The sequence below is a fragment of the Mycobacterium paraffinicum genome (genome assembly GCF_025822865.1).
In the GTDB taxonomy this organism is placed as follows: Bacteria; Actinomycetota; Actinomycetes; order Mycobacteriales; family Mycobacteriaceae; genus Mycobacterium; species Mycobacterium paraffinicum.
In genome coordinates, this window is sequence record NZ_JACKUR010000038.1 from 1 (window position 1) to 22480 (window position 22480).

Annotated in this window: 19 protein-coding genes and 6 pseudogenes; 9 read left to right on the forward strand and 16 right to left on the reverse strand. The window is 62.2% G+C overall.

Annotation, left to right across the window (positions count from 1 at the left end; all coding sequences use genetic code 11):
* Nucleotides 1–212 precede the first annotated feature (212 nt).
* The 6 genes from H7J89_RS23610 to H7J89_RS23635 form a co-directional block, all read right to left on the reverse strand.
* Nucleotides 213–479: a hypothetical protein gene (locus tag H7J89_RS23610; RefSeq protein WP_264047229.1), complete on the reverse strand. Its 267-nt coding sequence runs from the start codon at nt 477–479 to the stop codon at nt 213–215.
* A gap of 4 nt (nt 480–483) precedes the next feature.
* Nucleotides 484–684, reverse strand: coding sequence for a hypothetical protein (locus tag H7J89_RS23615; RefSeq protein ID WP_264047231.1), 201 nt, complete (start codon nt 682–684; stop codon nt 484–486).
* Complete coding sequence (locus H7J89_RS23620) at nt 681–1967, reverse strand: amidohydrolase family protein (RefSeq protein WP_264047255.1); 1287 nt, start codon at nt 1965–1967, stop codon at nt 681–683. The genes H7J89_RS23615 and H7J89_RS23620 overlap by 4 nt, the downstream gene beginning before the upstream one ends.
* Nucleotides 1968–2881: 914 nt before the next feature.
* A complete protein-coding gene (locus tag H7J89_RS23625; protein ID WP_264047233.1) occupies nt 2882–3613 on the reverse strand; it encodes an SDR family NAD(P)-dependent oxidoreductase in 732 nt (243 codons plus the stop codon).
* Nucleotides 3614–3663: 50 nt separating this feature from the next.
* Nucleotides 3664–5121 carry a flavin-containing monooxygenase gene (locus H7J89_RS23630; protein ID WP_264047235.1) on the reverse strand — a complete coding sequence of 486 codons (1458 nt, stop codon included), beginning with the start codon at nt 5119–5121 and terminating at the stop codon, nt 3664–3666.
* On the reverse strand, nt 5118–6305 hold the full coding sequence (locus H7J89_RS23635) for a cytochrome P450 (protein WP_264047237.1): 1188 nt from the start codon (nt 6303–6305) through the stop codon (nt 5118–5120). Before H7J89_RS23635 ends, H7J89_RS23630 begins: the two co-directional genes overlap by 4 nt.
* A gap of 115 nt (nt 6306–6420) precedes the next feature.
* Here H7J89_RS23635 and H7J89_RS23640 point away from each other — a divergent pair, with 115 nt between their 5' ends.
* Nucleotides 6421–7335 (forward strand): alpha/beta hydrolase, encoded by a 915-nt coding sequence (locus H7J89_RS23640; protein WP_264047238.1) that lies wholly within the window; start codon nt 6421–6423, stop codon nt 7333–7335.
* Between the two features lie 51 nt (nt 7336–7386).
* Nucleotides 7387–8148: a glucose 1-dehydrogenase gene (locus tag H7J89_RS23645; RefSeq protein ID WP_264047241.1), complete on the forward strand. Its 762-nt coding sequence runs from the start codon at nt 7387–7389 to the stop codon at nt 8146–8148.
* Nucleotides 8149–8281: 133 nt separating this feature from the next.
* Here H7J89_RS23645 and H7J89_RS26025 read toward each other — a convergent pair.
* Together H7J89_RS26025 and H7J89_RS23655 are read right to left on the reverse strand one after the other, a co-directional pair.
* Nucleotides 8282–8709, reverse strand: a pseudogene (locus H7J89_RS26025) (transposase); the annotation flags it as partial.
* A 64-nt stretch (nt 8710–8773) separates the two neighbouring features.
* Nucleotides 8774–9237 (reverse strand): annotated as a pseudogene (locus H7J89_RS23655) (ATP-binding protein); the annotation flags it as partial.
* A 24-nt stretch (nt 9238–9261) separates the two neighbouring features.
* Here H7J89_RS23655 and H7J89_RS23660 point away from each other — a divergent pair.
* The gene (locus tag H7J89_RS23660; RefSeq protein ID WP_264047263.1) at nt 9262–9555 is read left to right on the forward strand and encodes a hypothetical protein; all 294 of its coding nucleotides are present in this window, start codon (nt 9262–9264) and stop codon (nt 9553–9555) included.
* 44 nt (nt 9556–9599) lie between these two features.
* On the opposite strand, the pseudogene H7J89_RS25805 reads toward H7J89_RS23660, so the two are convergent.
* From H7J89_RS25805 to H7J89_RS23670, 3 genes and pseudogenes are all read right to left on the reverse strand, one after another.
* A pseudogene (locus H7J89_RS25805) lies at nt 9600–10068 on the reverse strand (helix-turn-helix domain-containing protein); the annotation flags it as partial.
* 49 nt (nt 10069–10117) lie between these two features.
* Nucleotides 10118–10389 (reverse strand): annotated as a pseudogene (locus tag H7J89_RS26030) (DDE-type integrase/transposase/recombinase); the annotation flags it as partial.
* An 84-nt stretch (nt 10390–10473) separates the two neighbouring features.
* Nucleotides 10474–10608: a hypothetical protein gene (locus H7J89_RS23670; RefSeq protein WP_264047264.1), complete on the reverse strand. Its 135-nt coding sequence runs from the start codon at nt 10606–10608 to the stop codon at nt 10474–10476.
* Here H7J89_RS23670 and H7J89_RS23675 point away from each other — a divergent pair.
* Nucleotides 10598–11127 (forward strand): annotated as a pseudogene (locus H7J89_RS23675) (transposase); the annotation flags it as partial. The gene H7J89_RS23670 and the pseudogene H7J89_RS23675 overlap by 11 nt on opposite strands.
* Before the next feature lie 28 nt (nt 11128–11155).
* Here the strand turns inward: H7J89_RS23675 and H7J89_RS23680 are convergent.
* On the reverse strand, nt 11156–11806 hold the full coding sequence (locus H7J89_RS23680; RefSeq protein ID WP_264047245.1) for a TetR/AcrR family transcriptional regulator: 651 nt from the start codon (nt 11804–11806) through the stop codon (nt 11156–11158).
* A gap of 800 nt (nt 11807–12606) precedes the next feature.
* On the opposite strand from H7J89_RS23680, the gene H7J89_RS23685 reads away from it, so the two are divergent.
* Nucleotides 12607–15669 (forward strand): MMPL/RND family transporter, encoded by a 3063-nt coding sequence (locus H7J89_RS23685; RefSeq protein WP_264047247.1) that lies wholly within the window; start codon nt 12607–12609, stop codon nt 15667–15669.
* A 32-nt stretch (nt 15670–15701) separates the two neighbouring features.
* On the opposite strand, the gene H7J89_RS23690 is transcribed toward H7J89_RS23685, so the two are convergent.
* The 4 genes from H7J89_RS23690 to H7J89_RS23705 all read right to left on the reverse strand — a co-directional run bounded on the left by H7J89_RS23690 (nt 15702) and on the right by H7J89_RS23705 (nt 19606).
* Nucleotides 15702–16235 carry a PaaI family thioesterase gene (locus H7J89_RS23690; RefSeq protein ID WP_264047257.1) on the reverse strand — a complete coding sequence of 178 codons (534 nt, stop codon included), beginning with the start codon at nt 16233–16235 and terminating at the stop codon, nt 15702–15704.
* A 178-nt stretch (nt 16236–16413) separates the two neighbouring features.
* Nucleotides 16414–16959, reverse strand: coding sequence for a carboxymuconolactone decarboxylase family protein (locus tag H7J89_RS23695; RefSeq protein WP_264047259.1), 546 nt, complete (start codon nt 16957–16959; stop codon nt 16414–16416).
* 59 nt (nt 16960–17018) lie between these two features.
* Nucleotides 17019–18116: a zinc-dependent alcohol dehydrogenase gene (locus tag H7J89_RS23700; RefSeq protein WP_264047249.1), complete on the reverse strand. Its 1098-nt coding sequence runs from the start codon at nt 18114–18116 to the stop codon at nt 17019–17021.
* Entirely contained in the window at nt 18113–19606 is a 1494-nt protein-coding gene (locus H7J89_RS23705; RefSeq protein ID WP_264047251.1) for an acetyl-CoA acetyltransferase, read from the reverse strand. The genes H7J89_RS23700 and H7J89_RS23705 overlap by 4 nt, the downstream gene beginning before the upstream one ends.
* A gap of 129 nt (nt 19607–19735) precedes the next feature.
* Between H7J89_RS23705 and H7J89_RS23710 the strand changes: the two genes are divergently transcribed.
* The 4 genes and pseudogenes from H7J89_RS23710 to H7J89_RS23725 all read left to right on the forward strand — a co-directional run.
* A complete protein-coding gene (locus tag H7J89_RS23710) occupies nt 19736–20377 on the forward strand; it encodes a TetR/AcrR family transcriptional regulator (protein ID WP_264047261.1) in 642 nt (213 codons plus the stop codon).
* A gap of 48 nt (nt 20378–20425) precedes the next feature.
* Nucleotides 20426–20866, forward strand: coding sequence for a PaaI family thioesterase (locus tag H7J89_RS23715; RefSeq protein ID WP_264047252.1), 441 nt, complete (start codon nt 20426–20428; stop codon nt 20864–20866).
* Between the two features lie 52 nt (nt 20867–20918).
* Nucleotides 20919–21815 carry an alpha/beta fold hydrolase gene (locus H7J89_RS23720; RefSeq protein ID WP_264047253.1) on the forward strand — a complete coding sequence of 299 codons (897 nt, stop codon included), beginning with the start codon at nt 20919–20921 and terminating at the stop codon, nt 21813–21815.
* 185 nt (nt 21816–22000) lie between these two features.
* Nucleotides 22001–22357: pseudogene (locus H7J89_RS23725) on the forward strand (BtrH N-terminal domain-containing protein); the annotation flags it as partial.
* Between the last annotated feature and the right edge of the window lie 123 nt (nt 22358–22480).

Genomic DNA, 22480 nt, shown 5'->3' on the forward strand with positions numbered 1-22480 from the left:
AGTGTGGATGAACGTGGCCAACAACTCCCGCAGCATGTCGGGGTGGGCGGTGGTGAGTCGTTCGGCCAGCACGGCGGGCAGGTCGATATTGTGGGCAGCGGTCATCGCGTTGGTTCCTTTGCTCGAGTGACTTTGGACGGTCCCTCGAAGAATCACGCGATGACCTTCAATCACTCGGCTACGACACGCCGGCGCTGCTGATCAGGTCCGACTCATACACCACTCTGCTGGACGCAACCGCCGACGATGCGGTTGGATAACACGTCCTTGGTCGCGCACAGGCAGAGCCTGCCTTCGCCGGTACGGTGCTCGGTTATGTCCCAGAGCCACAACTGATTTGGCGCATTGGCAGTAAAATCCCGGCCTGCCAGATCATCGTATATGGGTGAGCCGGGCTTGCCGTTGTTGCCACGCTTCCTCGCGAAGGCACTCCACCAGCGGTTTTTCGAGCAGACCCACCACGCGGTGCGCTCGGCCACCGGCTCACCGGCTTCGCGGGCCTCCTCGAACCAGGTAGCGATAGCCTAATTCGGGATCGTCACAGTGGACGTCGAACAGAGCGTTGGCACGGTAGGCCTCGACGAGTTCGGCATCGGTGATGGGATTGGCCCGCCAGCGGTAATAAGGCTGGCGGGCCAGCTTGAGGACCCAGCACGTCATCGCGACGGGGATTCCGTCGATCACTCCGCAGACGCAGCGGCCAACTTCTGCAGATCGCCCAAGCTTAGGTTCCACTTCTGTGCACCTTCGCGTACTTGGGACTTTAGGCTCACGTCATGTCCGCTGACTTGCCGACGAAGAGCGCCCACCGTGCACTTCTGACGTCCACCCAAGACGGAGAACGGGTCGTATTGAAAGTGACGCATGGCGTTCAGGTGGGTGATCTTGTCGGTCTCCAACTCGGTGAGCCCAGCCGCCGACGCGGCGAACACTTCGGGCGAATTTGGCCAGTTGGAGTCTGAGTGCGGGTAATCGCACTCCCACATCACCATGTCGAGATTAAGTGCCGACTTGCTGTTCAGTCCGAACTTGTCGTCGATGAAGCATGTCAACACATGCTCGTTGAATACGTCGCTTGGCAACTTGTCGCCAAAATCTTGTCCCGTCCATACGTGGCGGCCATAGTTGTAGTCGACACGCTCCAAAAAATATGGAACCCACCCGATACCGCCCTCACTCAGGGCGACCTTCAGGTCGGGGAACCTGCGCAACGTTTGAGACCACACGAGATCAGCTGCAGCCTGCACTATGTTCATCGGCTGAAGCGTGATCATCACGTCCATTGGCGCGTCCGGGGCGGTGATCGTCAACTGCGATGACGATCCGATGTGCATGCACACAACTACCGCTTCTTCGCTGCACGCTCGCCACACCGGATCCCAATGGTCCGAATGAATTGAGGGCCATCCGAGCTTCGACGGATTCTCGCTGAACGTCAGTGCATGGCAACCCTTCTTGGCGACCCGGTGCAACTCGGCCGCCATTTTCTCCGGATCCCAGATAACCGGCAGCGCGCATGGTATGAACCTGCCGGGATGACTACCGCACCACTCATCGATATGCCAGTCGTTGTAAGCTTGGACCATCGCCAGCGCGACGTCTTTGTCTGCCGTACGAGCGAACAGCTGACCACAGAATTGCGGGAAAGACGGGAAACACAACGAGCCCAACACACCGTTGGCGCTCATGTCTTTGACTCGCTCCGTATGGTCGTAGGTGCCCGGCCGCAACTGCGCAAACGACGTCGGCTCGATACCGTACTCTTCCTTTGGCCGCCCAGCGACGGCATTGAGCGCGACGTTAATCACGGTCTCACCGTTGTACATCCACACATCTGACCCGTCGGGGTTGGTGACAAGTTTCGGGGCAAACTCCGCATACTTCGACGGTAAGCGGCCCTCGAACATGTTGGGGGGCTCCACCACGTGGTCATCCACACTCACCAAAACCAGCTCGTTAACGTCCATGACGACTCGTTCCTCATCCTCGCGGTCCAGACTGCGATACAGAAATTGGACTATTTTCTTGTCTTTATAAGGATAGCAACCGGCGCAATCGATTTCCATAACTCGCCCCCACTCCAGTCGGAGCCCGACCCGACGACGCGGCGAGTGGCGGAGAGCCCGACGCCCGTGACGATGGAGATCGCCATCCGCGTGTGTAAGGCTGACCCGACCTGCGGCAAAGATTTCGCGAATGCCCGGGCTATCAGCGTATATTCGCCAGACCGACCCGTTGGACGAAACAGACGCAAACGACGATTTGAAATGCGGATAGGCCACCAGCTGTCAGCCGCGGTGCTCAGCCTCCCTGACGGCGGGCGGTTTTCCATTTGCGGCGGGTGTATTGTCAGTCAGCGCCGACGTGTTGGCCTGGGGGCGTGAAAACCTCGCAATCAAACTGCTCACTCGGAGCAGCAACGACGGCGGCAGAACCCGGCTTGCAACAATCAGCGCTCGCGCACCGATTCCCAATGAGCTAGTGCCCTCGGGGCCGGGGTCGTCGATGGTGCTCACACGCAAAGCGTTGCGGACCTTGCAAGCGCCCAATGCCGTCGTTGCTACCACGGCGGCGACGACAAGAGCCGAAGCTGCCTTGGCCGACCTACGATGCCCGCCGGCTGCGCCGGCGATCAACGATGGGTTTAGCGCGGTTATCAATGTCCACTCCTTAGTGTGAAAACGCACGACCTTGTCCGGGACCGGTTATTTGATGACAGGCTGACTTACGCCGAAAGCCCGCCACCCCCTACTTCATCGCGTCCTGGGCACGTCGGCCAGACTGGGCACTCGGCATCGGTCAGCGGCCGAACAGGACGGTGTGGCTGTGACGAACTAACTTCAACTGCCGCACCAACTTACGCCTCTGCGAAGGTCCATAGTCAGGCCACAGAACCGCCACCGTCCACTACCAGCGTCGCTCCAGTGAGATACGATGAATCATCGCTCACAAGGAACGCCACAGTCGCGGCTAGTTCTTGTGGTTGCGCAACTCGGCCCAGCGGCGCCGTTCGGGTCACCATCTCCAGTACTTCGGGCCGGGCGAACATCTCTTTTGTCATCGGAGTCTCGACACCGCCCGGACAAAGTACGTTAGCTCGGACGCCTCGGTGCCCCCAATTGGCGGCTATTGTGCGGGTCAGGCTGATGACCGCACCCTTGCTGGCCGCATAGCCAGTCCCGCCTCCGTTTCTCAACGCCGCGATCGAGCTGAATGTAACGAGCGAACCGCCCTGCCGGGCAAGAGATTTGATGGTGTACTTCGCAACCAGGAAAGTGCCGGTCAGATTTACGTTGATCACACGGTTGAATGTGTTCAGATCGGCGCGGTGAATGGGTACGAGGTCCTCAGAAGGCATTATGGCTGCGCAGTGGACAACCCCGTGCAGGTCGCCGAACCTACCGACAGCCGCCTCGACGGCCGCACCCACCTCAGGCTCGGATGAGACGTCGGCGTCGAGAAGCTCCAGCGAATCCTCTCCTCCGCCCGCACGATCGGCCATCGCATCAAGGGCGGGACGATCACGATCGAGTGCGGCTACCAGCGCCCCCTCGTCGAGCAGACGCCGACACACCGCCGCTCCGATGCCGCTCCCCGCGCCGGTGACGAGCACGGCCCGACCGTTCAATCGATTTAAGCAAACGTCGTTCGTCTCTGGACTCATCAGCGACCTATGTATTCGAAGTGCTGCAAGTCAGGCGACGAGAGAGTCTTGCGGAAGTGGTCGAACGTCCATGGCCAGGTCGCTGGTACGCCGTCCGCGTCGAGGTACCAGCTCTTGCAGCCACTCATCCAGATCGTTGTCCGCGCCGCCTCGCGTCGCGCCTGCTCGAACTCGTCGGTCGCCTCGCGAGTCGCGGCGAGACCACCGCTCGGGCGACGGCGGATCTCTTCGATCAGCTGCATCACATAGTTAATCTGAATCTCAGCGACGTCGATTAGCGAGAAGTTGCCAACTGGCCCGTTCGGGCCATTGAGCATGAAGAAGTTCGGAAATCCAGGGACAGACTCGGACAGATATGCCGTCGGATGTGACGACCAGACGTCGTCGAGGTTGATGCCGTTGACTCCCACGACGCGGGTGGGGCGCACGAATCGGTCGACCCGGAAACCTGTGGCGAGCACCAGCACGTCCAGCTCATGGAGTACGCCGTCGCTGGTCCGGACGCCTGCCGGTTCGATGCGTTGAATCTTCTCCGTCACGAGCGTCGCGTTAGGTCGCTGGATCGCCTGGTAAAAGTCACCCGAGATGACTAACCGCTTGCAGCCTGCGCGGTAGTCCGGCCGCAGGCGTTCCCGCAGGTCCTCGTCTGTGACGGCACTCTCGAGATGCTGACGACACATGTCCTCGAGCATGTGCATCTCCGGCGAATCGGCGTCGGTCAGCGAATTAGCGAATCCGTCGGTGAATATCTTGGCGTATTCCTGGCGCTTGTTCAGCATGGTGGCCGGATCACGGCGGAACGCCTCGCGCTGCTCGTCGGTGTAGACCGCATTCGCCTGAGGCATGATCCACTGCGCTGTGCGCTGGAACAGTGTGTAGTGCTCCACTCGGTCGACGAGTGCACCGGTTATCTGGATCGCTGTGGAGCCCGTCCCTATTACGCCCACCCTTCGCCCGTCAAGTGCGACATCGTGGTTCCATCTGGCCGAGTGAAACCAGTCGCCTTCGAAGCTGTCGAGGCCGGGCAACGCCGGAATGTTTGGATGATGCAGGACCCCTGTCGCCGCGATCACCACATCGAAGGACCCTACGTCTCCGCGCTGCGTCTCTAGGCGCCACTCCCCGTCTTCCCAGCGGCACGAGACGATCTCCTGGCCGAAGCGGGTGATCGATTCCAGACCGTGTTCTTGCGCCACTCGCGTGAAGTATGCCCGAATTTCCGGGCCGGGAGAGAAGCGGTGACTCCAGTCCGGGTTCGGCGCGAACGAGTAGCTGTACAGATGGGAAGGAACGTCGCATGCCACTCCCGGATAGTGATTCTCCCGCCACGTGCCCCCATAGGATTGGCCCTTCTCGAATATCACCACATCGCCCACGTCGTCCTCGCGCAGTTTGATGGCAGCCAAAATGCCAGCCATGCCCGCTCCTATGACGGCACAGCGAAGCTTTCTCGTCATTTCGCCCCCTCTGTGGCGACGGTGGTTTTGACTGGCTGGTAGTCGACTGGTAACTCCTCGAAACCTCTGACCAGAGCCGAGTGCACCCGCCGCGCACCGTCGAGCACCTCTAAATCTGGTGCACGGGCCAAGAGCTCTTCGAATGCGACGCGGCATTCCAGCCGCGCTAGATGCGCGCCGAGGCAGTAATGCACGCCGTGCCCAAACGCGAGCGTGGGCTCTTTCCGGCCCATGATGAACTGGTCCGGGTCGGCGAACTTATCCTCGTCACGGTTCGCCGAGGCGAACAACATCAACGCCTGCTGCCCTGCCTCAAGCCGCTTGCCGCCGAAAGTCACATCCTCGGTGAGGGTCCGGGCGAGCCCCTGGACCGGCGATTCCAAACGCAGAACCTCGTCGGTTGCGGCAGCAATCAGTCTCGGATCGTCAGCTAGCTGCTTGCGTAGATCCGGTCGTGTGCCAAGCAGGTTTGCGAAATTGGAGATGAGGTTCGTGGTTGTCTCGTTGCCTGCAGTCAGCAAGAGAAAACACGTACCGGTGATCTCGCCATCGGAAAGTCGCCCCCCGTCCTCCTCCGTGGCAACGAGTGTGGAAATCAAGTCGTTCCGGGGCCTTTTCCGCCGTTCCTCGATCAGCGGCGGGAAATAGGAGAGCAGCGCAGTCGCACCTTGTACCGCCCGCTTTGTCGAGTCTTTCTCGTCCGGGTTGGTGCGCACCAGCGCATCGGACCACTCGCGGAACTTCTCCCGGTCCTCGATCGGGACTCCGATCATGTGGGCGATGACGGTCACCGGCAGGGGGCCGGCGTACGCCGGTACCAGATCGACTTCACCCGGCTCCAGCGCGTCCAGCAGTTCGCGGGCAATGCCGCGGACGGACTCCTCCATGGTCCTGATCAGCCTCGGCACGAAAGCTCCCGACACAAGCCGACGGAGCTCGTCATGGCGCGGCGGATCCATCATGATCATCATCGGGACTTCGTCTTGGCCGAACGTCTTTTGGCCGGCGACAATTCCCTGCGCCGACGAAAACCGGGCATGGTCGTGGACCGCCGCCCAGATGTCGTCGTATCTCGACAGCACCCAGAAGCCTCGCTCGCACCAGTACACGGGCGCTTCACGGCGTAGCTGTCGGTAGATAGGGTACGGATTTTCCTGGACAGCTGGGTCGTAGGGGTCGAACATCGGTCACCCGTCTTAGCGTCAGATCGTCACCGGTTGATTTTACAGATTCGGTCATGTTTGTATCATCGGGTCGGCTTGCCGTCAAACATCGCGATGAGGCGGAGGGAGAGATCAGATGGCGCTTGCCCCTGAAGCTGTGAAGTTGGTGGAGGCCATGAGAGCGCAAGGCCTCACCGGGTTCGAAAGCATGGGGCTACGGCAAGCCCGTCTGATGGTGGACAACAGCTCACCGCCCGGTTTTGGACCTGAGATGCGCAGTGTCGACGACTACATGTCCGTGATCGGCGACGTGCCGGTCCGCGTGTATCGGCCGGATGGCGAATCTCTTCCGGTGGTCGTCTTTTTCCACGGCGGCGGTTGGGCACTCGGCTCCTTTAAGAGCCACGATTCGTTGTGCCGGCGCCTAGCCGCCGACACCGGGTCGGCCGTCGCAGCCGTCGATTACCGCCTGGCGCCGGAACACCGGTTCCCGGCGGCCATCGACGACGCATGGGCGGCCGCCCGCTGGATCTCAGAAAGTGGCAACGAGTTGGGTCTGGACACGAGCCGTCTCGCGGTCGTCGGCGACAGCGCGGGCGGCAATCTCGCCGCCGTGGTGGCACGACTTGCCCGCGATTACGGCCTGCTGTTGCGCCAGCAGGTTCTCATTTATCCCATTATCGACAGGCGCCTAGACCGCCCATCGATGATCGATAACGCCACCGGATATGTGCTTGAGAGGGCCGATATGGCGTGGTTCTGGGCTTTATACGATCCCGACCACCACGCCGATCACGATCCCCGAGCCGTCCCGATTGCCGTTGATGATTTGTCGGGCCTCGCACCGAGCCTGGTGGTCACGGCTGAGCATGACCCCCTGCGCGACGAAGGCGAGGAATACGGAGCCAGGCTCGCCAAAGCCGGTGTGCCCACGGTGATTCGCCGATTCGACGGCATGTTCCACGGGTTTGTTTCCATGCTGGACTTGCTGCCGTCGGCGAATTCGGCGCTTGACACCGTCTCTCGGACCCTCAGACAAGCTTTTGGTTGACGTTCCAGAAAATAATGGCTGGCTGATACAGCCCCGAAGAGAGGAGAATCGGTGGGCACCAGAGCCAAGGACAAGGTCGCGCTCATTAGCGGTGGCGCTAGGGGACAAGGGGCGGCCGAGGCTCGCTGCCTCGCTGCGGAGGGTTCCAGGGTGGTGATCGGTGACCTTCGCCACGATGAGGGAAAGGCGCTCGCAGAGGAAATCGGCGACGCCTGCCGATTTGTCGAGCTCGACGTTACTGATGCGGCGAGTTGGGACGAAGCAATCGACGTGGCGAATTCCGCATTCGGTGGTCTCGATGTACTCGTCAACAATGCCGGAATTGCCGGGTTCACGCCAATTATCAACGGCGATATCAATGAGTATAAGAAGGTAATCGATGTCAACCAGCTTGGCGTCTATTTAGGCATGCGCGCCGTGGCGCCAGTAATGAAGAAACGCGGCGGGTCGATTATCAATATTTCCTCAATCGACGGGCTGATCGGAATGCCCTTTGTGGCGGCTTATGTGGCCAGCAAGTTCGCCGTCCGCGGCATGACCAAGGTGGCAGCGATCGAGCTCGCGCGGTACGGCATCCGGGTCAACTCGGTCCACCCGGGGTATATCGACACGGCAATGGTGCGCGAGCCAATGGGCGACGAGCTCGCCGAGTCACTCGCCAAGGGGGTGCCGTTGCGCCGACTCGGCATGCCCGACGAGATCGCCGAACTCGTGCTCTACCTCGCTTCTGATGCGTCGGCGTACTGCACCGGCTCCGAGTTCGTTATTGACGGTGGCGTCACCGCCGGGCATGCACCGCCTGGAGTCGGCTGAGAATCGCGCGCACTCCGCACTCTCCTTCGGACCCGCGATGGTTCAAACGCAAGCCGCTCACCGCAGAGCTTTTCTGGCTCTTCGTAATTCAGAGTGCATTGACGAGTGCGTGGAGTGCTCCGCTGTGGAGCAGTTAGCGCCATCGGTAGTGGACAAGGTTGCGGAATCCAAGCGCGTTGCGGCACAGGGCTTCCAGGCGGCCGTTGATCGCCTCGGTGGGGCCGTTGGAGGCGCCTCGGTGGGGCCGTTGGAGGCATGGTGATCGAAAAACGCCAGGATGTCGCGCCGCCATAGGGTGCGGCCGAGTTGGGCGATCTCGTCCAGTCCGGCCGGTACGCCGCGGCGGATCGACTCGATCAGCCTGGTCATCGCTTGCTTTCCGGTGCGGCGGTTGGGGTCGGCGTAGGCGGCAATGATCTTCTGATAGATCACGTAGGCGACTTTGACCGCGATGTGTTCATCGGCGTCGAGCACCCCGGTCAATCTGTGGTGTGGGTGCATCGAGAGAAGGGTCGTGCGGGTGCGGGCGATGCGCCGGATCCCATACAGCGGGTCACCGGTATTGATCGCGCTCATCGAAAGTCCTCAGGTGTGCTCGCCGAAATTCCTCACCTGTGAGCAGCGGTCAGTGTAGTTGTTGGCGGGTTCCGGTGGTGGTTCGGCGTAGGGTTTCCGCGGCAGCCTGGTGGTCGCGGAGGCGGTAGGACTCGCGTCGAGGTTGATGACCACCGAGCGGCGTAGCAGACGGTCGAGCATGGCGGCCGCGACGGTGGTGTCGCCGAGGATCTCGCCCCACGCACCGACGCCTCGGTTGGTGGTGATGACGATGCTGGTCTTCAAATACCGTTGGGAGACAACCTGAAACAACGCCGATGCTGCTTCGGCGGGCAAAGGAAGATAGCCGAGTTCATCGATTACCAGCAGCGTCGGACCGGCATAGAAGCGCATGGTGGTGGCCCAGCGTCCCTCGATCGCGGCGCGGTGGCAGCGGGCCGCCAGATCGGCCGCGGTGGTGAAGTACGTCCGGTAACCGGCATGGGCTGCAGCCCTTGCCAATCCGACCGACAAGTGCGTCTTTCCAGTGCCTGGAGTGATGGTGACAGACTGGAACAGTTGCGTGCGGTATTGCCGTGCGACGTGCGGGTGATCGCCAAGACGCATCCGTTATTCGGGCGGTTGTTGCCGGCGCGGTCGTTTAAGCGCTGGAACGGCGTGCTGCTGCTGGTAGTGGAGCTGCCGGATCGCTCGCCGGGCACGATCCGCGCCGACGCGACGGATGTGTTTGGCGCCGGCGTGGTGGATGGCGCGGTTGCGGTATTCGACGCGTCGGGGCTGCGCGAGCTGCACCGGCTGACGCAGCGGCTTTCCAGTCGCGGGTTGCGGGGCTTGTCGGTAAAGGCGAAGTAGGTTCACCTCGTCCCTGATCGCGCCACGACTACGGGAGAGCTGTGCAATCGCGGGTTGGCGACCAGCTTCGCAGTCTTCGGCCGACGTGCGGGAATGTCGGCTTTCCACTGTGCAACCGACGCCCGGTACTGCAGCTTCCCGCCACGGGTGGCAGCGTTGCGCCGCAGCTCCCGTGAGATTGTCCCGGGATCACGTCCGATCGCCCGGGCGATCTCCCGAAACACCCTTGCCCTGAGCCTTGAGCAATGCGATCTCCTCACCCTCAGCGAGGGACAGGTAGCGGCCCGAGGGCTGGAACTTCAGGTCGAACGGTGACATGCCGCCAGCGTTGTGGAACCAGCGCGCCCCGACCGCCTGCGCCACGCCGACAACGCCCGCGGCTTCTTCGGCGAGAAGCCCTTTGGCGATCTGCCCCCAAAACGCCACCTCGACATGACGCTGGAACTTCGGATGACCCGGCGATCTGAATTTCGGGCGGATCGCCCGGTCCGCTGCTTGCTGTCGACGAACCACCTGACACCTCCACGATCACGAGGTGTTGCGACCACCAGTTGAATCCGCCTTGCGACCCTCTGTCCGTGTGAAGGATGCAGCCGGCCACCACATCACCGCGCCGCGCGACAGCACTGGCCTGCGCCTGGGTCGCCAGCCGTGACTTCGTCCGTGAGTCGAGGCTGTAGCCGACGATTTGGCTGGAGAACACATCCTTGATCGCACCAGGTACAGCTTGCCCTCACCAGTGCGGTGCTCAGTGATATCGCCGAGCCACAACGTGTTTGGGGCGTCAGCGGTGAAGTCGCGACCCACCAGATCATCGTGCACTGGCGGGCTGGCCTTGCCGTTCTTGGCCCAGCGTGCGCTTTCCGAACGCGCTCCACCAGCCGTTCGAGCAGATCCGCCACGAGGTGCGCTCAGCCATCACTGGCCGACATCCCGGGCCTCGGCGACCAGGAATCGGTAACCGAACTCCGGGTCGTCGCGGTGGGCGTCGAACAGCGCGTTGGCGCGGTAGGCCTCGGCCATCTCGGCCTCGGTGGCGGGGGCGGTCAACACGGTCTCGGACCGCGCGGTGATCCAGACATGTGTGATTCATCTGCTGCGCAACACATTTCGTTACGCCTCGCGCAAGTAATGGGACCAGATCGCCAAGGATATCCGGCCGGTCTACACCGCCGCGACCGAGGCCGCGGCCAAGGAACGCTTCGTGGAGTTCACCGCCAAGTGGGTACCCAGTGTCCAGCGATCATCCGGCTGTGGGAGAACGCCTGGAGCGAGTTCGTGCCGTTCCTGGACTACGACGTCGAAATCCGCCGGGTCATCTGCTCGACGAACGCCGTGGAGTCGATCAACGCCCGCTACCGGCGCGCGATCCGCGCCCGAGGGCATTTCCCGACCGAACAAGCCGCCCTCGAATACCTCTATTTCATGACCCGATCACTAGATCTGACCGGGCGAGGGAAGCCACGATAGGCAATGAGGTGGAAGCCCGCGCTCAACGCGTACGCAATCACCTTCAACGGCCGGATCCCCCGACCGGCAACTATACAATGCCAAGGTCGGATCCACCGTTAATCGGACAGCCCCGTTTGCGGAGGGCGGCCTACGATGCGGGCTCATCGACCTTGCGGCGGTGCGCGGCGAGGAAGTCGTCAACGATGCGCTCACAATCACGACGATCGATGGCCCGCAGCCCGGTGAGGCGAGCGAACGCCACTGGCCCCACAAGTTGACACAGGATCAGCTCCAAGTCGAAGTCATCGAGGTCGGTGCGGGCTTCGCGGCTTTGCAACAGGGCAACGAACGGTTGTCGATAATGATCGATGATCCGCGCTCGCAGCGCGTGACGATCGTAATTATCCGCCGTGCTGTCTGGTGTCGGGCCAAGCGCGACCCAAGCCAGGGTGGTGACTTGCAGCGGCGCCTCCTGGAACAGCGTGGCCTGTCGGCTTAACAGTTCGATGAGTTGGTGGCGCAACGATCCCGTCGCCGGTGGAGGGTGCACCTGCGGCAGTAGCCGCTCAAACGTGGCGGCCAGTAGCTGGGTGGAGCTGCTGAAGTGGCGGTACAGGGTCGTGCGCGCGACTTTCGACGCTTTGGTGACCGCGTCAATGGTGACGGCTTCGATGCCGCCGGCGCTCAGGAGCTTGGTGGCCGCATCCAAGAGCCGGGTTCGTGAGCGCAGCCGGCGCGGGTCGACGTCATCATCGTCATCGCCGTCGACGACGGGCAATTCCAGGGCGTCGCGCTCCATGTAGTTCACCGTAAACCATGCGCGCCCCCGCCCCCATCGAATAGCGACTGCACCAGTCGATTGATCTGACTTCAAACTGACTAACGCTACCTATAGTAGCGTACCGATACCATGAGTACACTTTGTGTAGGTGTCTGCGCGGGGAAGGAGAGAGCATGATCGGGCGGGGGGTCGGACGATCCCTGGTTGAGCAGCTCCAGGGCGTGGCCACCACAGGCCGGTTCGTGTGGCGGAGGAGCGAATTCTGCCGGCGGACGCGAGGCGGAATCGTGCACTCGGGCCGGGCTGGTCGGCGATGAATGTGGCGCTGGCGCTAACCAAGACGCATGTGTGGGCGCTGGGGGTTCGCGATTTCAGGCTGGCCCGCCGCGCTATCACGCGGCGCCTACACCCAAGGCCGCCGGTCGACGACCAAGGCCGCGTTCGTCCCCGTCACTACCCCCCTCGCTCGTGCTCTTACTTGGACGACGAGTTGATGAACCGGGAAATGTATGACCACGTGCGCGAGGAGCCGATCAGGTTGATATCCCGGCTGGGATTTCGCCTGCGCCGTTCATGAAGCTATCACTGTGCGGGGTGGATCGTTATTGCGAAATCAACTGTGCGCAAAGGGATCACGTGTCGCTGGACCAGACATGCTGAGCGGTCGACGGCGCGTTGGTCACCGCCGCAAGCGGCTGGTTGCGGCGGCGACGATCGGAGTGATTCGGTCACCGGTGGCGGTTTTGCCGGGCAGGCAGAAGGGTACTGGTAGTACTGTTGCGATACCGTTGGTTTCTTTTGAGGTAGCAGGGCGGGGGATGGCGGATTACGGGTCGGTTTCTACGGGTGTGGCGACCTTGAGTCGCCCCGTTCGGGAGCGACTTCGAAAAGTGGCGGCCGGTGAGGGCGCATACAGCGATCGGCTGGCCCGCCTGGCAGGTTTCAGCATCCGGCATAAGGTGCTGATCATCGGCATGTGGGTGGTGACCGCCGCCGCCCTGGCGGGGCTGTTCCCGCAGCTGGAAACCGTTGTTAGACAGCAGTCGGTGAATCTCATACCGCGCGATGCGCCATCACTTCAGACGGTAGACCGCATGGGCGCGGCCTTCGGCGAGCAGGGATCCAAGACGACGATATTTGTTGCGATGGAGGATCAGGGAGGCCTGACTGCGCCGGTGCGCCAGCGCTACAACACGATGGTTTCGCGGTTGCGTGCCGATTCCAAGCACGTGCGCCAGGTTCAGGATCTGTTGGCCGATCCAGTCACTGCCGCCAAAGCGGTCAGCCAAGACGGCAAGGCCTGGTATGTGCCGGTTGGAGTGGCTGGCACTCTGGGCGATCCCAGCGCTGCCGAATCCGTGCACGCTGTGCGGACGATCGCCGCTCAGTCGTTCAGCGGCTCGCCCACGTCCGTTCGGGTGACAGGGCCCCCGGCGACCTTCAGCGATCAAATCGACTCGGCGGAAAAGGATTTGGTTGTCATCTCGGTTGCGACGGCTGGCCTGATCGCGCTGATTTTGCTGGTCATCTATCGGTCATTGTTTACCGCGTTGCTGCCGCTGCTGGTCATCGGTGTGAGCCTGGCGGTGGGGCGCGGAGTGCTATCGGCACTCGGCGAATCAGGCATGCCGGTGTCGCAGTTCACGATTGCGTTCATGATGGCCATTCTGCTGGGTGCCGGCACCGATTATTCGGTGTTTTTGATCAGCCGGTATCACGAGCAGCGACGACAGCAGGTCTCCGCTGATCTCGCGGTAATCAATGCAACCGCGACCATCGGGCGCGTCATCCTGGCCTCAGCGGCGACTGTGGCGTTTGCGTTTCTGGCTATGGTCTTCGCGAAATTGAGTGTATTTGGCGCACTGGGTCCGGCGTGCGCGATCGCCGTCTTTGTCGGAGTTGCAGCCACGGTGACCTTGTTCCCTCCGGTATTAGCACTTGCTGCCAAACGCGGCATCGGGGAACCCAAAGCCGATCGCACGCGCCGCTACTGGAACTGGATCGCAGTGGCCGTGGTCCGTCGGCCCGCTCCGCTGCTGGTCGGCAGCCTGGCGTTGGTCTTAGGCCTGGCGGCTGTCGCGCTGAGCATGCACATCAGCTACGACGATCGCCAAGGACAGCCGGCGACCACGGCCAGCAATGAGGGGTATCAGCTGCTGGACCGACACTTTCGCAAGGACATCGTCATCACCCAATTCATGGTCGTCGAATCACCCACCGATATGCGCACCAGCAAGGGCCTAGCCGACCTCGATGAAATGGCGTCCCGAGTGTCGCAACTGCCGGGCGTCACCAAGGTCTCCGGCGTCACCCGGCCTACGGGCGCACGACTGGATCAGGCTCAACTGTCGTGGCAAAACGGCCAGATCGGCAACAAGATGGCCGGCGCGGTCGCCAACGGAGACGCCCACAAGGACGACCTGGCCAAGCTCACCCACGGCGCCGACCAACTCGCCGGCGGCCTGGCACAACTGGACTCCACGTTGCGCACGGCGTTGACACCGCTGACCGGGATCCTTAACCAAGCCCAGTCCACTGGGTCCCACGTCCAGCGGTTCCGTCCGCTGCTACAGCAACTTTCGGCTACCGCGCCCGCCGTCGACCAAGCCATACGAGCCGGACCGGGGCTGCGTCAAGAAGCTGAACAAGCCCAAAACGCCATCGCCGCCATCGACCCGCTCGTCGGTGCGCTCAACACCTCCCCGTGGTGTGCCACCACGCCCGAATGCGCCCAACTCCGCGATCAGGTGCAGATTCTGGTGACGTTGCGCAATGGCGGCTTTTTCAGCCAGCTCGCCAGCCTCGGCGACCTCTACCAGCCAGGCAGCGATACGGCCGCGGGCACCGTGGCCGATGTGCAGAGCACAATCACCTCGCTGGACAAGGCTTTTGGGGCACTCGGTGACCCCGCCGACTTGGCAGGCAATATCCGTCGCCTCCAAAGCGGCATCAGCCAACTGGCCTCCGGCGCGCAAGCCCTAGCCACCGGCGTGCATACCCTTGCCGACAGCAACATCGAAATGCTGTCCGGTATGAGTCAAGTTGCCACCCAACTACAGAATTCCGCACGGGCTAGTTCTGGCTCAGACAACTCCAGCGGCTTCTACCTTCCGGCCAACTCCTTCGAAAACCGCCAGTTCGCCGATGTGGCAAAACATTTCCTATCCGCTGACGGCAAAACAGCGCGTTTTATCATCGAATCCAGTTACAATCCCTACAGCAGCGAGGCGATGAACCTCGCGCACAAAATCACCGATGTGGCCAATGCGGCGCGGCCCAACACCTCCCTGGCCAACGCCACAATATCGATGGCTGGCTTCCCCGCCGTCAACTCCGACATCCAACACCTACTTGCCGCCGACTTTCATCTTCTGGCCATCGCCACCCTCGTCATCGTCGGCCTGATCCTGGTCGTACTGCTGCGCGCGTTGGTGGCCCCGCTCTACCTATTAGGTACCGTCGTACTCAACTACGCCGCCGCACTGGGCATCGGGACCCTGGTCTTCCAATACGGCCTCGGCAAGGAAATCGCCTGGCCCGTACCGCTCTTGGCCTTCATCATCTTGGTTGCCGTCGGCGCCGACTACAACATGCTGCTGATCTCGCGACTACGCGAGGAAGCCGGCCACAACATTCGCGTCGGCGTCCTGCGAACCGTCGCAAACACCGGCTCAGTCATCACTTCGGCCGGGCTCATCTTCGCCGCCAGCATGTTCGGACTCATGGTCGGTTCCATCGCCATCATGATCCAAGCCGGACTCATCATCGGCTGCGGCCTACTACTGGACACCTTCGTCGTTCGCACCCTCACCGTTCCCGCGATCGCCACACTGCTGCGCGAAGCGAGCTGGTGGCCGCAACGCAAACGTGAGCAAGCGTAAGACAACGTCGATTTCAGCTGGCATTGCGCGCATCAGGGACCCTCATCCGAGTCATGATCGCCGTAGCGGCCAGCGGACCGAATAAGCGTGTCAAATAACTCGCCGAAACCGGCGATGTCTCCGTGAGCGGCGAAGTGTTCGGGCTCAACGGCGATGAATACCGCTGTGGCAGTGAATCGAGTGATGCCATCTTCGCCGACTCCCTCGCCGTGCACGTGTAGCGCCCGTCTACGCCGGGCGCTGATGCGTGCGCTAATGCGGTGGGTTTGATGAAGCGGAACCGGCGCCAGATACTCGACGGCGAGATTGCGCGTGACCGCGGGTGTGCCTGCGATCCACAAGGTGAAGCCCAGTAGGTCGTCGCATGCAGCCGCGATCGCCCCGCCGTGTGCCAGCCCGGGCGCACCGATATGGCGCTCATCGAACGTCACATCGGCATATACCTCATCGCGCAGCCGGTAGACGGCCAGCCCCAGGCCACCGGGATTCTCGGGTCCACAGCCCATGCAGGTGGGCGTGTGTGCCGGCAATCGTTGTGGGTCGGTCGGATCAGGAGAAACCACCATTAGAGCCTCGCTTCCCACATGGATGTAACGGCAATTACTTTCCAGGCAAGCCATTTTTCATACCTCCCGGCGAGATATAGCGAACGCCGATTGGCGCAGCGCAGCACAGAATCACCGCGAGCGACACTTCGCTGCGATACCGCGGGCGGCATACCGCCGTAACTCGGGTCTCGTCGTCTCACGAAGGTCGAACACCGTCAGGGGGCCATTCGTCGACGCCGTCTTCGAGCGGCACATCCAAAGATCGCAGCAGGGCGGAAAACAATCGCCAGTTCCCGATCGCCGCGACGAGTTCGACGAGTACAGCCGCGTCCGCGTCGACCGCACGCTCACACGCCGCCCATGTCTTGTCGGATATTGTTCCGTCCCGTAGTGTCTCGTCGGTCGCCGCGAGTACAGCACGTTCGGCATCGCCAAAGTAGGTCGCGCTCGGCCAGTCTCGCACGGCGAGCAGGTCGCGCTCGGGCACATCGAGTAGGCGGGCAACTCTCCAGTGTTGCGTCCATTCGTAGACCGAACCGGTGGCCCAGGCGATTCGCATGATGATCAGCTCGCGCAGGCGGGCATCGAGCACACCCCTCCACAGCAATGCGCCTAGCAACCCGTTTAACGCAGCCGCCACGCCGGGCTGATGCAGGGCGATTCTAAAGACCGACAATTCCGCCATCGCTTCGGGAATTCCGCATTGAGCGGCACGCTTCCGCGTATCGGTCAGGCCGAGCATCGCAATGCGCTTTCCACTACCCACGGTCGGTCCTTTCGCTCATACTCCACTTGACGCTGTCACGCATTCGGTACGAAAACGCTGTGCAGCGCCGGGATCGTGCCCGACTCGGCGCCGGCCAAGACATCGAGCAGTCGTGGTAAGCCCCCGAACCCGGTGACGTCCCGGGACAGTTCATCGAAGGGCCAACGTCCAGAGACGAGTAACTCGATCGCGCTGCGGTAGGCGGGGTAATCGACGCCCAGCGAGCCGAGGACGCGTAGTTCTTTGAAGACAAGGAGGTCTGGCTCGAATCCTGGTGCTCCGCCGCCGCCGCGGGTGCCAGCGACCACCACGCGGCCGCCTGGCCGAGCAAGTGCGATGGCGTCAGCGAATGCGCTCGGCGCTTTGGCGGTGACGTCGACGACGACGTCCGCGAGTTGGCCGGTCGCTCGTTGCAGGGCCTTGACCGGGTCTTCACGGGTCACGTCAATGGTCAGGTCCACGCCGAACCTGGACGCTGCGGCTAACCGCGGTCGATCGCGTGGCCCGAGTCCGGTCATAGCGACGAAGGCCGCTCCGGCTTCCTTCGCTGCTACGGCCGAACAGATGCCGCGGATGCCTGGTCCAAGGACCGCGACGACGTCGCCCGACCCTGTCTCCGGCAGCGTGGCAGCCCATTTGATCCCCGCACCCAGCGGGTTGAACAACGTAGCGACAATCGGGTCGAGTCCGTCTGGAATCGACAACAGCATGGAATCGAACGGCAGGTGCAGGTGCGTTGCATACCCTCCCCACAGGCCGGGATCGATGTTTACATCGACGAAGCCGAACATCGTGGCCAGACCGTTGCGCGAGCACCTGCGATACTCACCTCGGCGGCAGGCGTCGCACTCCCGGCAAGATCGGAAAACCTCGACCGCAACCCGATCACCTGCCGACACACCCCAACGCGCGCTTGCGGCGTCACCGACTGCCTCAACGACACCGACGATCTCGTGCCCGGGGATGAAAGCGAAGCCCGCCGACAGGTGACCGCTGTACTGCTCGTGATCGGTTCCGCAGAGCCCGCACGCCTCGATCCGAAGGACTCCGGAGTCGCCGTCGACGGGCGGCACTGGCAAAGTGCGCCGCTCGAGAGCGCGCGGCTTGCTCAGCACGAGCGCGTCGGCCTTCATGGCAGTTCGAATTCGACGTGCTGGTCGCCTGGCCTTAACCTGATATGCCGTCCGACAAACATCTGTTTCGACATTTCCTTCGCCACCTTCGCGTCGTCGTTGCGAGCCGCGACGCGCCGGCCGTCGGGTAGACGCGCGAAAACGGGCACCCACGAAGGGCCATCGTCGCGGTCGTGTACCACCGTGTAGCCATCGATCGTTGCCCTACCGGATGCGTCGGCGGCAGAAGCGACCGGAAGCGCAGTCGCATCAATCGCGGACTGCGCTTCGGCCATGTTCGGTGTCTGCCACCCCGTCGGCGGCGGCGTCGCCGACCATAAGCCCAACGAGTGCTTGGTGATATACCAACCTAATCCGGAGACCAGTCCTAGGGCGTCCGGTTCGCTTCGGCAGCGCCGAACCATCTCCGCAATCGAGTGGCTGACATAGTTGTTACCCGGTCCTCCGTGATAGGGCAATCCACCGGTCACCGTGAACCCGCGTGAATCCGCTGGATCGAGATCGAGTGCATCGATGGCAACTTCGACCGCCGAAGGGAAGCAGGAGTAAAAATCGAACCATCCGATGTCATCGGCGGAAACCTTGCAGGCAGCTAGGAGCGCCCGTCCGGCAGCGCGAATTCCCGCGGACCGACTGAGATCGGGCCGCTGAACCGGAAAGTACACGTCGTTGCAAGTGGCCGCGCACCAGGGGAAAACCCATCGGTCACGAGGAACACCGATTTCGTCGGCGACTTCGGCAGCCATCATGACGAAGGCGGCTGCCATATCGACGGTGATAATGCTGTTGAGCAGCTTGGGATATGGCTCGCACACCATTCGGTTAGTTGGCGACACCGAGCTGAGCTCACTAGCAGTGCGCGCGCGCGGAAACCATGCCTGGTCGGGATGCCTCGATGCTTCGAGCGTGAAGGGGGCCATCAGGCTTCCCAGCCAGCGGCGCTGCTCGTCGAACGTCCGACCACAGCGACCCGCGATGGCGGATTCGAAGATCGGGTACACCTCGTGCGGCCAACGCAATCCAGCGCACGTCTCGGCCGCGGTCAGACCGGGGCGAGTATCGCCAACTGACTCATCCTGCGCATCAACGGATTTCGGACCGGGCAGCACACGGCCAGAATTGAGCCTGCGGGCTGACGCGCCGCTTTCTGCTCCAACGACCAGCACCGCGTCGCCGATACCGCGCGAGATGTGGCCGCCGAGCACCTCAACGAGGTACTGAGGCGTATTACCGCCAACCGGACAACTGATGCGGCGGGTTGGCGCCAGCCCAGCCGCTTCGGCAATCCTTGACGCAGGGTTGTCGCGCGGAATCATCAAGATCCCCGGTGTCGCCACCGTATCGATCCGATGCCCGATAGCGGCGCCCGAGTCCTGCAACGCTCGACGTGCAGCTTCGGATGCCAAATCGATGGGATCCACGACGCTATCGTCGCGGTGTGTGATCTCACCAACCCCGACGACAACCGGAGTGCGCGGTGCAATCGCCAACGGTCAGGTCGCGTTCATCGTCGACGTCTTCTGTGCGACATATTTGCGATATTGTCACACAGATCGCCGTCCGACAACTGGTCGGTTCGTCAGTCTCCGATCGGTCCGAGGCTGCATACTTGCATCGTGATGAAGAAATCGTTGCGCTGGGGCACGGCAACGCCCGCGAGCCGTGACGTCGCCCAAGACCTCCTGCTCGATGCCGCCGAAGCGTGCCTAGAGGGCAAGGGCCTGGCGGGCACCACGATGGAGGACATCGCTAGGCAGGCGGGGGTGTCCCGCGCCACGGTGTATCGCTACTTTCCGAGTCGTGAATCCGTCATATCCGGTGTTATCCTGCGGTCAGCCGAACGCTACCTCCGCCGCATTAGTGGGCGGATCGCAGCGCATGCCGATTTAGGCTCGGCGATACTGGATTTCGTCGAGGTTACACTCCGTGCGGCCTACCGTGAACCGATAATCGGATTGCTATTCGGCAGTGACGACGAACTCGCCGGCGTAGGGCTGGCCAAAGGTACGTCGGTGGCTTTGTTCGAACTCGTCGCCGAGTTCCTTCGCCCTGTCTTCGCCGCGCACTGGGATCAACTTGAGCGTGGGGTGTCGGTCGACGACGCCGCCGAATGGATACTGCGGGCCATCCTCAGCCTCCTCACGGTCGAAGGCCCAAGACACCGCAGCCCGGAGGGCCTCGATACTTTTCTACGACGATTCCTGCTTCCTCCTCTGCTCACCACCACCCGGTCTTGCGCTGATGCAACAAGTACGGAGTAATGTCTCATTAGAGGCAGCAGTATCGGTGAACGACGAGGGGCTCCAGACATGAAGTTCGCGCAGTTCAGCCAAGAGATTGCCGACGAGTTGCAGAATGCTGCGGCAACCGCGGGTGGGCTGTCCAGCTACTTGGAATTTCGCCACACCGAATTCGCCGCAGGACGTCTGGTTGTGGAGATGGATGCTCGGGACGACCTGATGACGCCGTTCGGCAATCTCCACGGCGGATGCTTGTCGGCGATGGTAGACCACTGTCTGGGCGTGGTGTTCTATCCGGTTATCCCAGCGGGATCATGGGTTGCCACAACGGAATTCAAGCTAAACCTGCTGCAGCCCGTGTCGAGCGGAGTGTGCGTTGCGGTCACCGAGATCATCGCGCTGGGCAAGCGTAGCGGTGTCGCCAGAATCGATGTCACCAACGCGGGGCGCGCGGTATGCGCTGCTCAGGGAACCGTGACGGTGGTTAGTCCTAGGGGGAATTCCGGATGATGGCAACACTGAGCACGAGTGCCTTCCGAATTGGCTACCACGGCCTAATCAAATGACCGTTACCTGCGAGCGAATCCGCACCGAAGACGGCGTCACCCTCACAGCGGATTTCTACCGACACAACACCGCCCGCGCCGTCGTACTTCTCCTGCATGGTGGTGGTCAAAATCGCCACGCTTGGACCACCACGGCGCGCCGGTTGCATGCGCGCGGTTACACCGTCGTCGCCTACGATGCCCGAGGCCACGGCGATAGCGGGTGGGACCCGACTGGGCGATACGAACTCGCAGGACTCACATCCGATCTGCTGGCTGTGCGCGAACATGCGAGTGACGACCGCCCGCCGGTGGTCGTTGGTGCGTCGTTGGGTGGCATGACCATTTTGGGAACCCACCTGCTGGCACCAGCCGATTTGTGGTCAGCAGTCGTTCTTGTCGACATCACCCCGCGAATGGAGTTCCACGGTGCACGCCGCGTCGTGTCATTTATGGCCGCCCATCCCGATGGATTCGGCACGCTCGACGACGCGGCCGACGTCATCGCCCAATACAACCCGCACCGCGCTCGTCCCGAAAGCCTGGACGGACTGCGAAAAGTGTTGCGACAACGCGACGATGGCAGGTGGATTTGGCGATGGGATCCAGCTTTCATCACCTCCAATTTTCAGTTCCTGCAAGGTGACCCCGCAACTGGTGCCGAACAGTTCGACGCGATCACCGAACTGCTTGTTGAGGGGGCCCGTCGCGTGCAGGCTCCTACCCTTCTTGTGCGCGGCCTGCTCTCGGATGTGACATCACAGCACTCGGTCGATGAATTCCTCGAGGTTGTCCCCCACGCCGAAACAGTGGATGTCTCCGGCACCGGCCACATGGTCGCCGGGGACGACAACGACGCCTTCACCGCCGCCGTCGCCGGTTTTCTCGACCGCACGATAAGGACTTCGGCGTGACGACTTATAGCAGTCTGGCGCAGGCTCTAAAGGTGCCGAACGCCAGCGCCAAACCCTACTGGCCGGAGTTCGCAAGCGTTGATCCAGATTAAAGGTGGGCATACGCCCTGAGCGGGAGCGGCCATCAATCCGGCTGACGCCAAGCATGTCCTACGCCCTAGTTGGCCACCGACGAGAGGACGATCATGGCACGCATAGAGGTGCTCTACAGGCACGAACTCGCTGGCCATTGCGGATCGGGCGCACTTCGCGATCTCACCGAGTGGGCAGGCCTTCGTTGGGGCGCACGTCCCCCGACCGAAGGCCTCATTTTCGCACTCAGCGGGGCGTTGGACTTCTCCTACGCCCGTTCCGACGAGTTGGATACGCCGGTCTATCTCGTCGGACGGGCCGCAGATCTCGAAGATGAATATCTCACGAAGGTCGGTGCGCAATTCGAGGTCTGTGCCACCGATGACGGCGACCTGGGATGGAAGTGGGTGACCGATCAGCTCGACCGAGGCACGCCGGTGATGGTTTGGGCTGACATTTCACATCTGCCCTGAGGTTCCCCCGAGACCGTAGAGGCATCAGCTATAAGGGGTAGCGATGTCAGAGAAACGGAAGAAGTATGACCGTGAGTTCCGGGATGGGGCTGTGCGGATCGTGCGGGAGACGGGTAAGCC

Coding starts and splice junctions, on each gene's coding strand:
- H7J89_RS23685 (WP_264047247.1), top strand. CDS start 12,607: ATGGCGGATTACGGGTCGGTTTCTACGGGTGTGGCGACCTTGAGTCGC.
- H7J89_RS23715 (WP_264047252.1), top strand. CDS start 20,426: ATGAAGTTCGCGCAGTTCAGCCAAGAGATTGCCGACGAGTTGCAGAAT.
- H7J89_RS23640 (WP_264047238.1), top strand. CDS start 6,421: ATGGCGCTTGCCCCTGAAGCTGTGAAGTTGGTGGAGGCCATGAGAGCG.
- H7J89_RS23710 (WP_264047261.1), top strand. CDS start 19,736: ATGAAGAAATCGTTGCGCTGGGGCACGGCAACGCCCGCGAGCCGTGAC.
- H7J89_RS23635 (WP_264047237.1), bottom strand. CDS start 6,305: ATGTTCGACCCCTACGACCCAGCTGTCCAGGAAAATCCGTACCCTATC.
- H7J89_RS23680 (WP_264047245.1), bottom strand. CDS start 11,806: ATGGAGCGCGACGCCCTGGAATTGCCCGTCGTCGACGGCGATGACGAT.
- H7J89_RS23695 (WP_264047259.1), bottom strand. CDS start 16,959: ATGCTCGGCCTGACCGATACGCGGAAGCGTGCCGCTCAATGCGGAATT.
- H7J89_RS23690 (WP_264047257.1), bottom strand. CDS start 16,235: ATGGTGGTTTCTCCTGATCCGACCGACCCACAACGATTGCCGGCACAC.
- H7J89_RS23720 (WP_264047253.1), top strand. CDS start 20,919: ATGACCGTTACCTGCGAGCGAATCCGCACCGAAGACGGCGTCACCCTC.
- H7J89_RS23700 (WP_264047249.1), bottom strand. CDS start 18,116: ATGAAGGCCGACGCGCTCGTGCTGAGCAAGCCGCGCGCTCTCGAGCGG.
- H7J89_RS23620 (WP_264047255.1), bottom strand. CDS start 1,967: ATGGACGTTAACGAGCTGGTTTTGGTGAGTGTGGATGACCACGTGGTG.
- H7J89_RS23630 (WP_264047235.1), bottom strand. CDS start 5,121: ATGACGAGAAAGCTTCGCTGTGCCGTCATAGGAGCGGGCATGGCTGGC.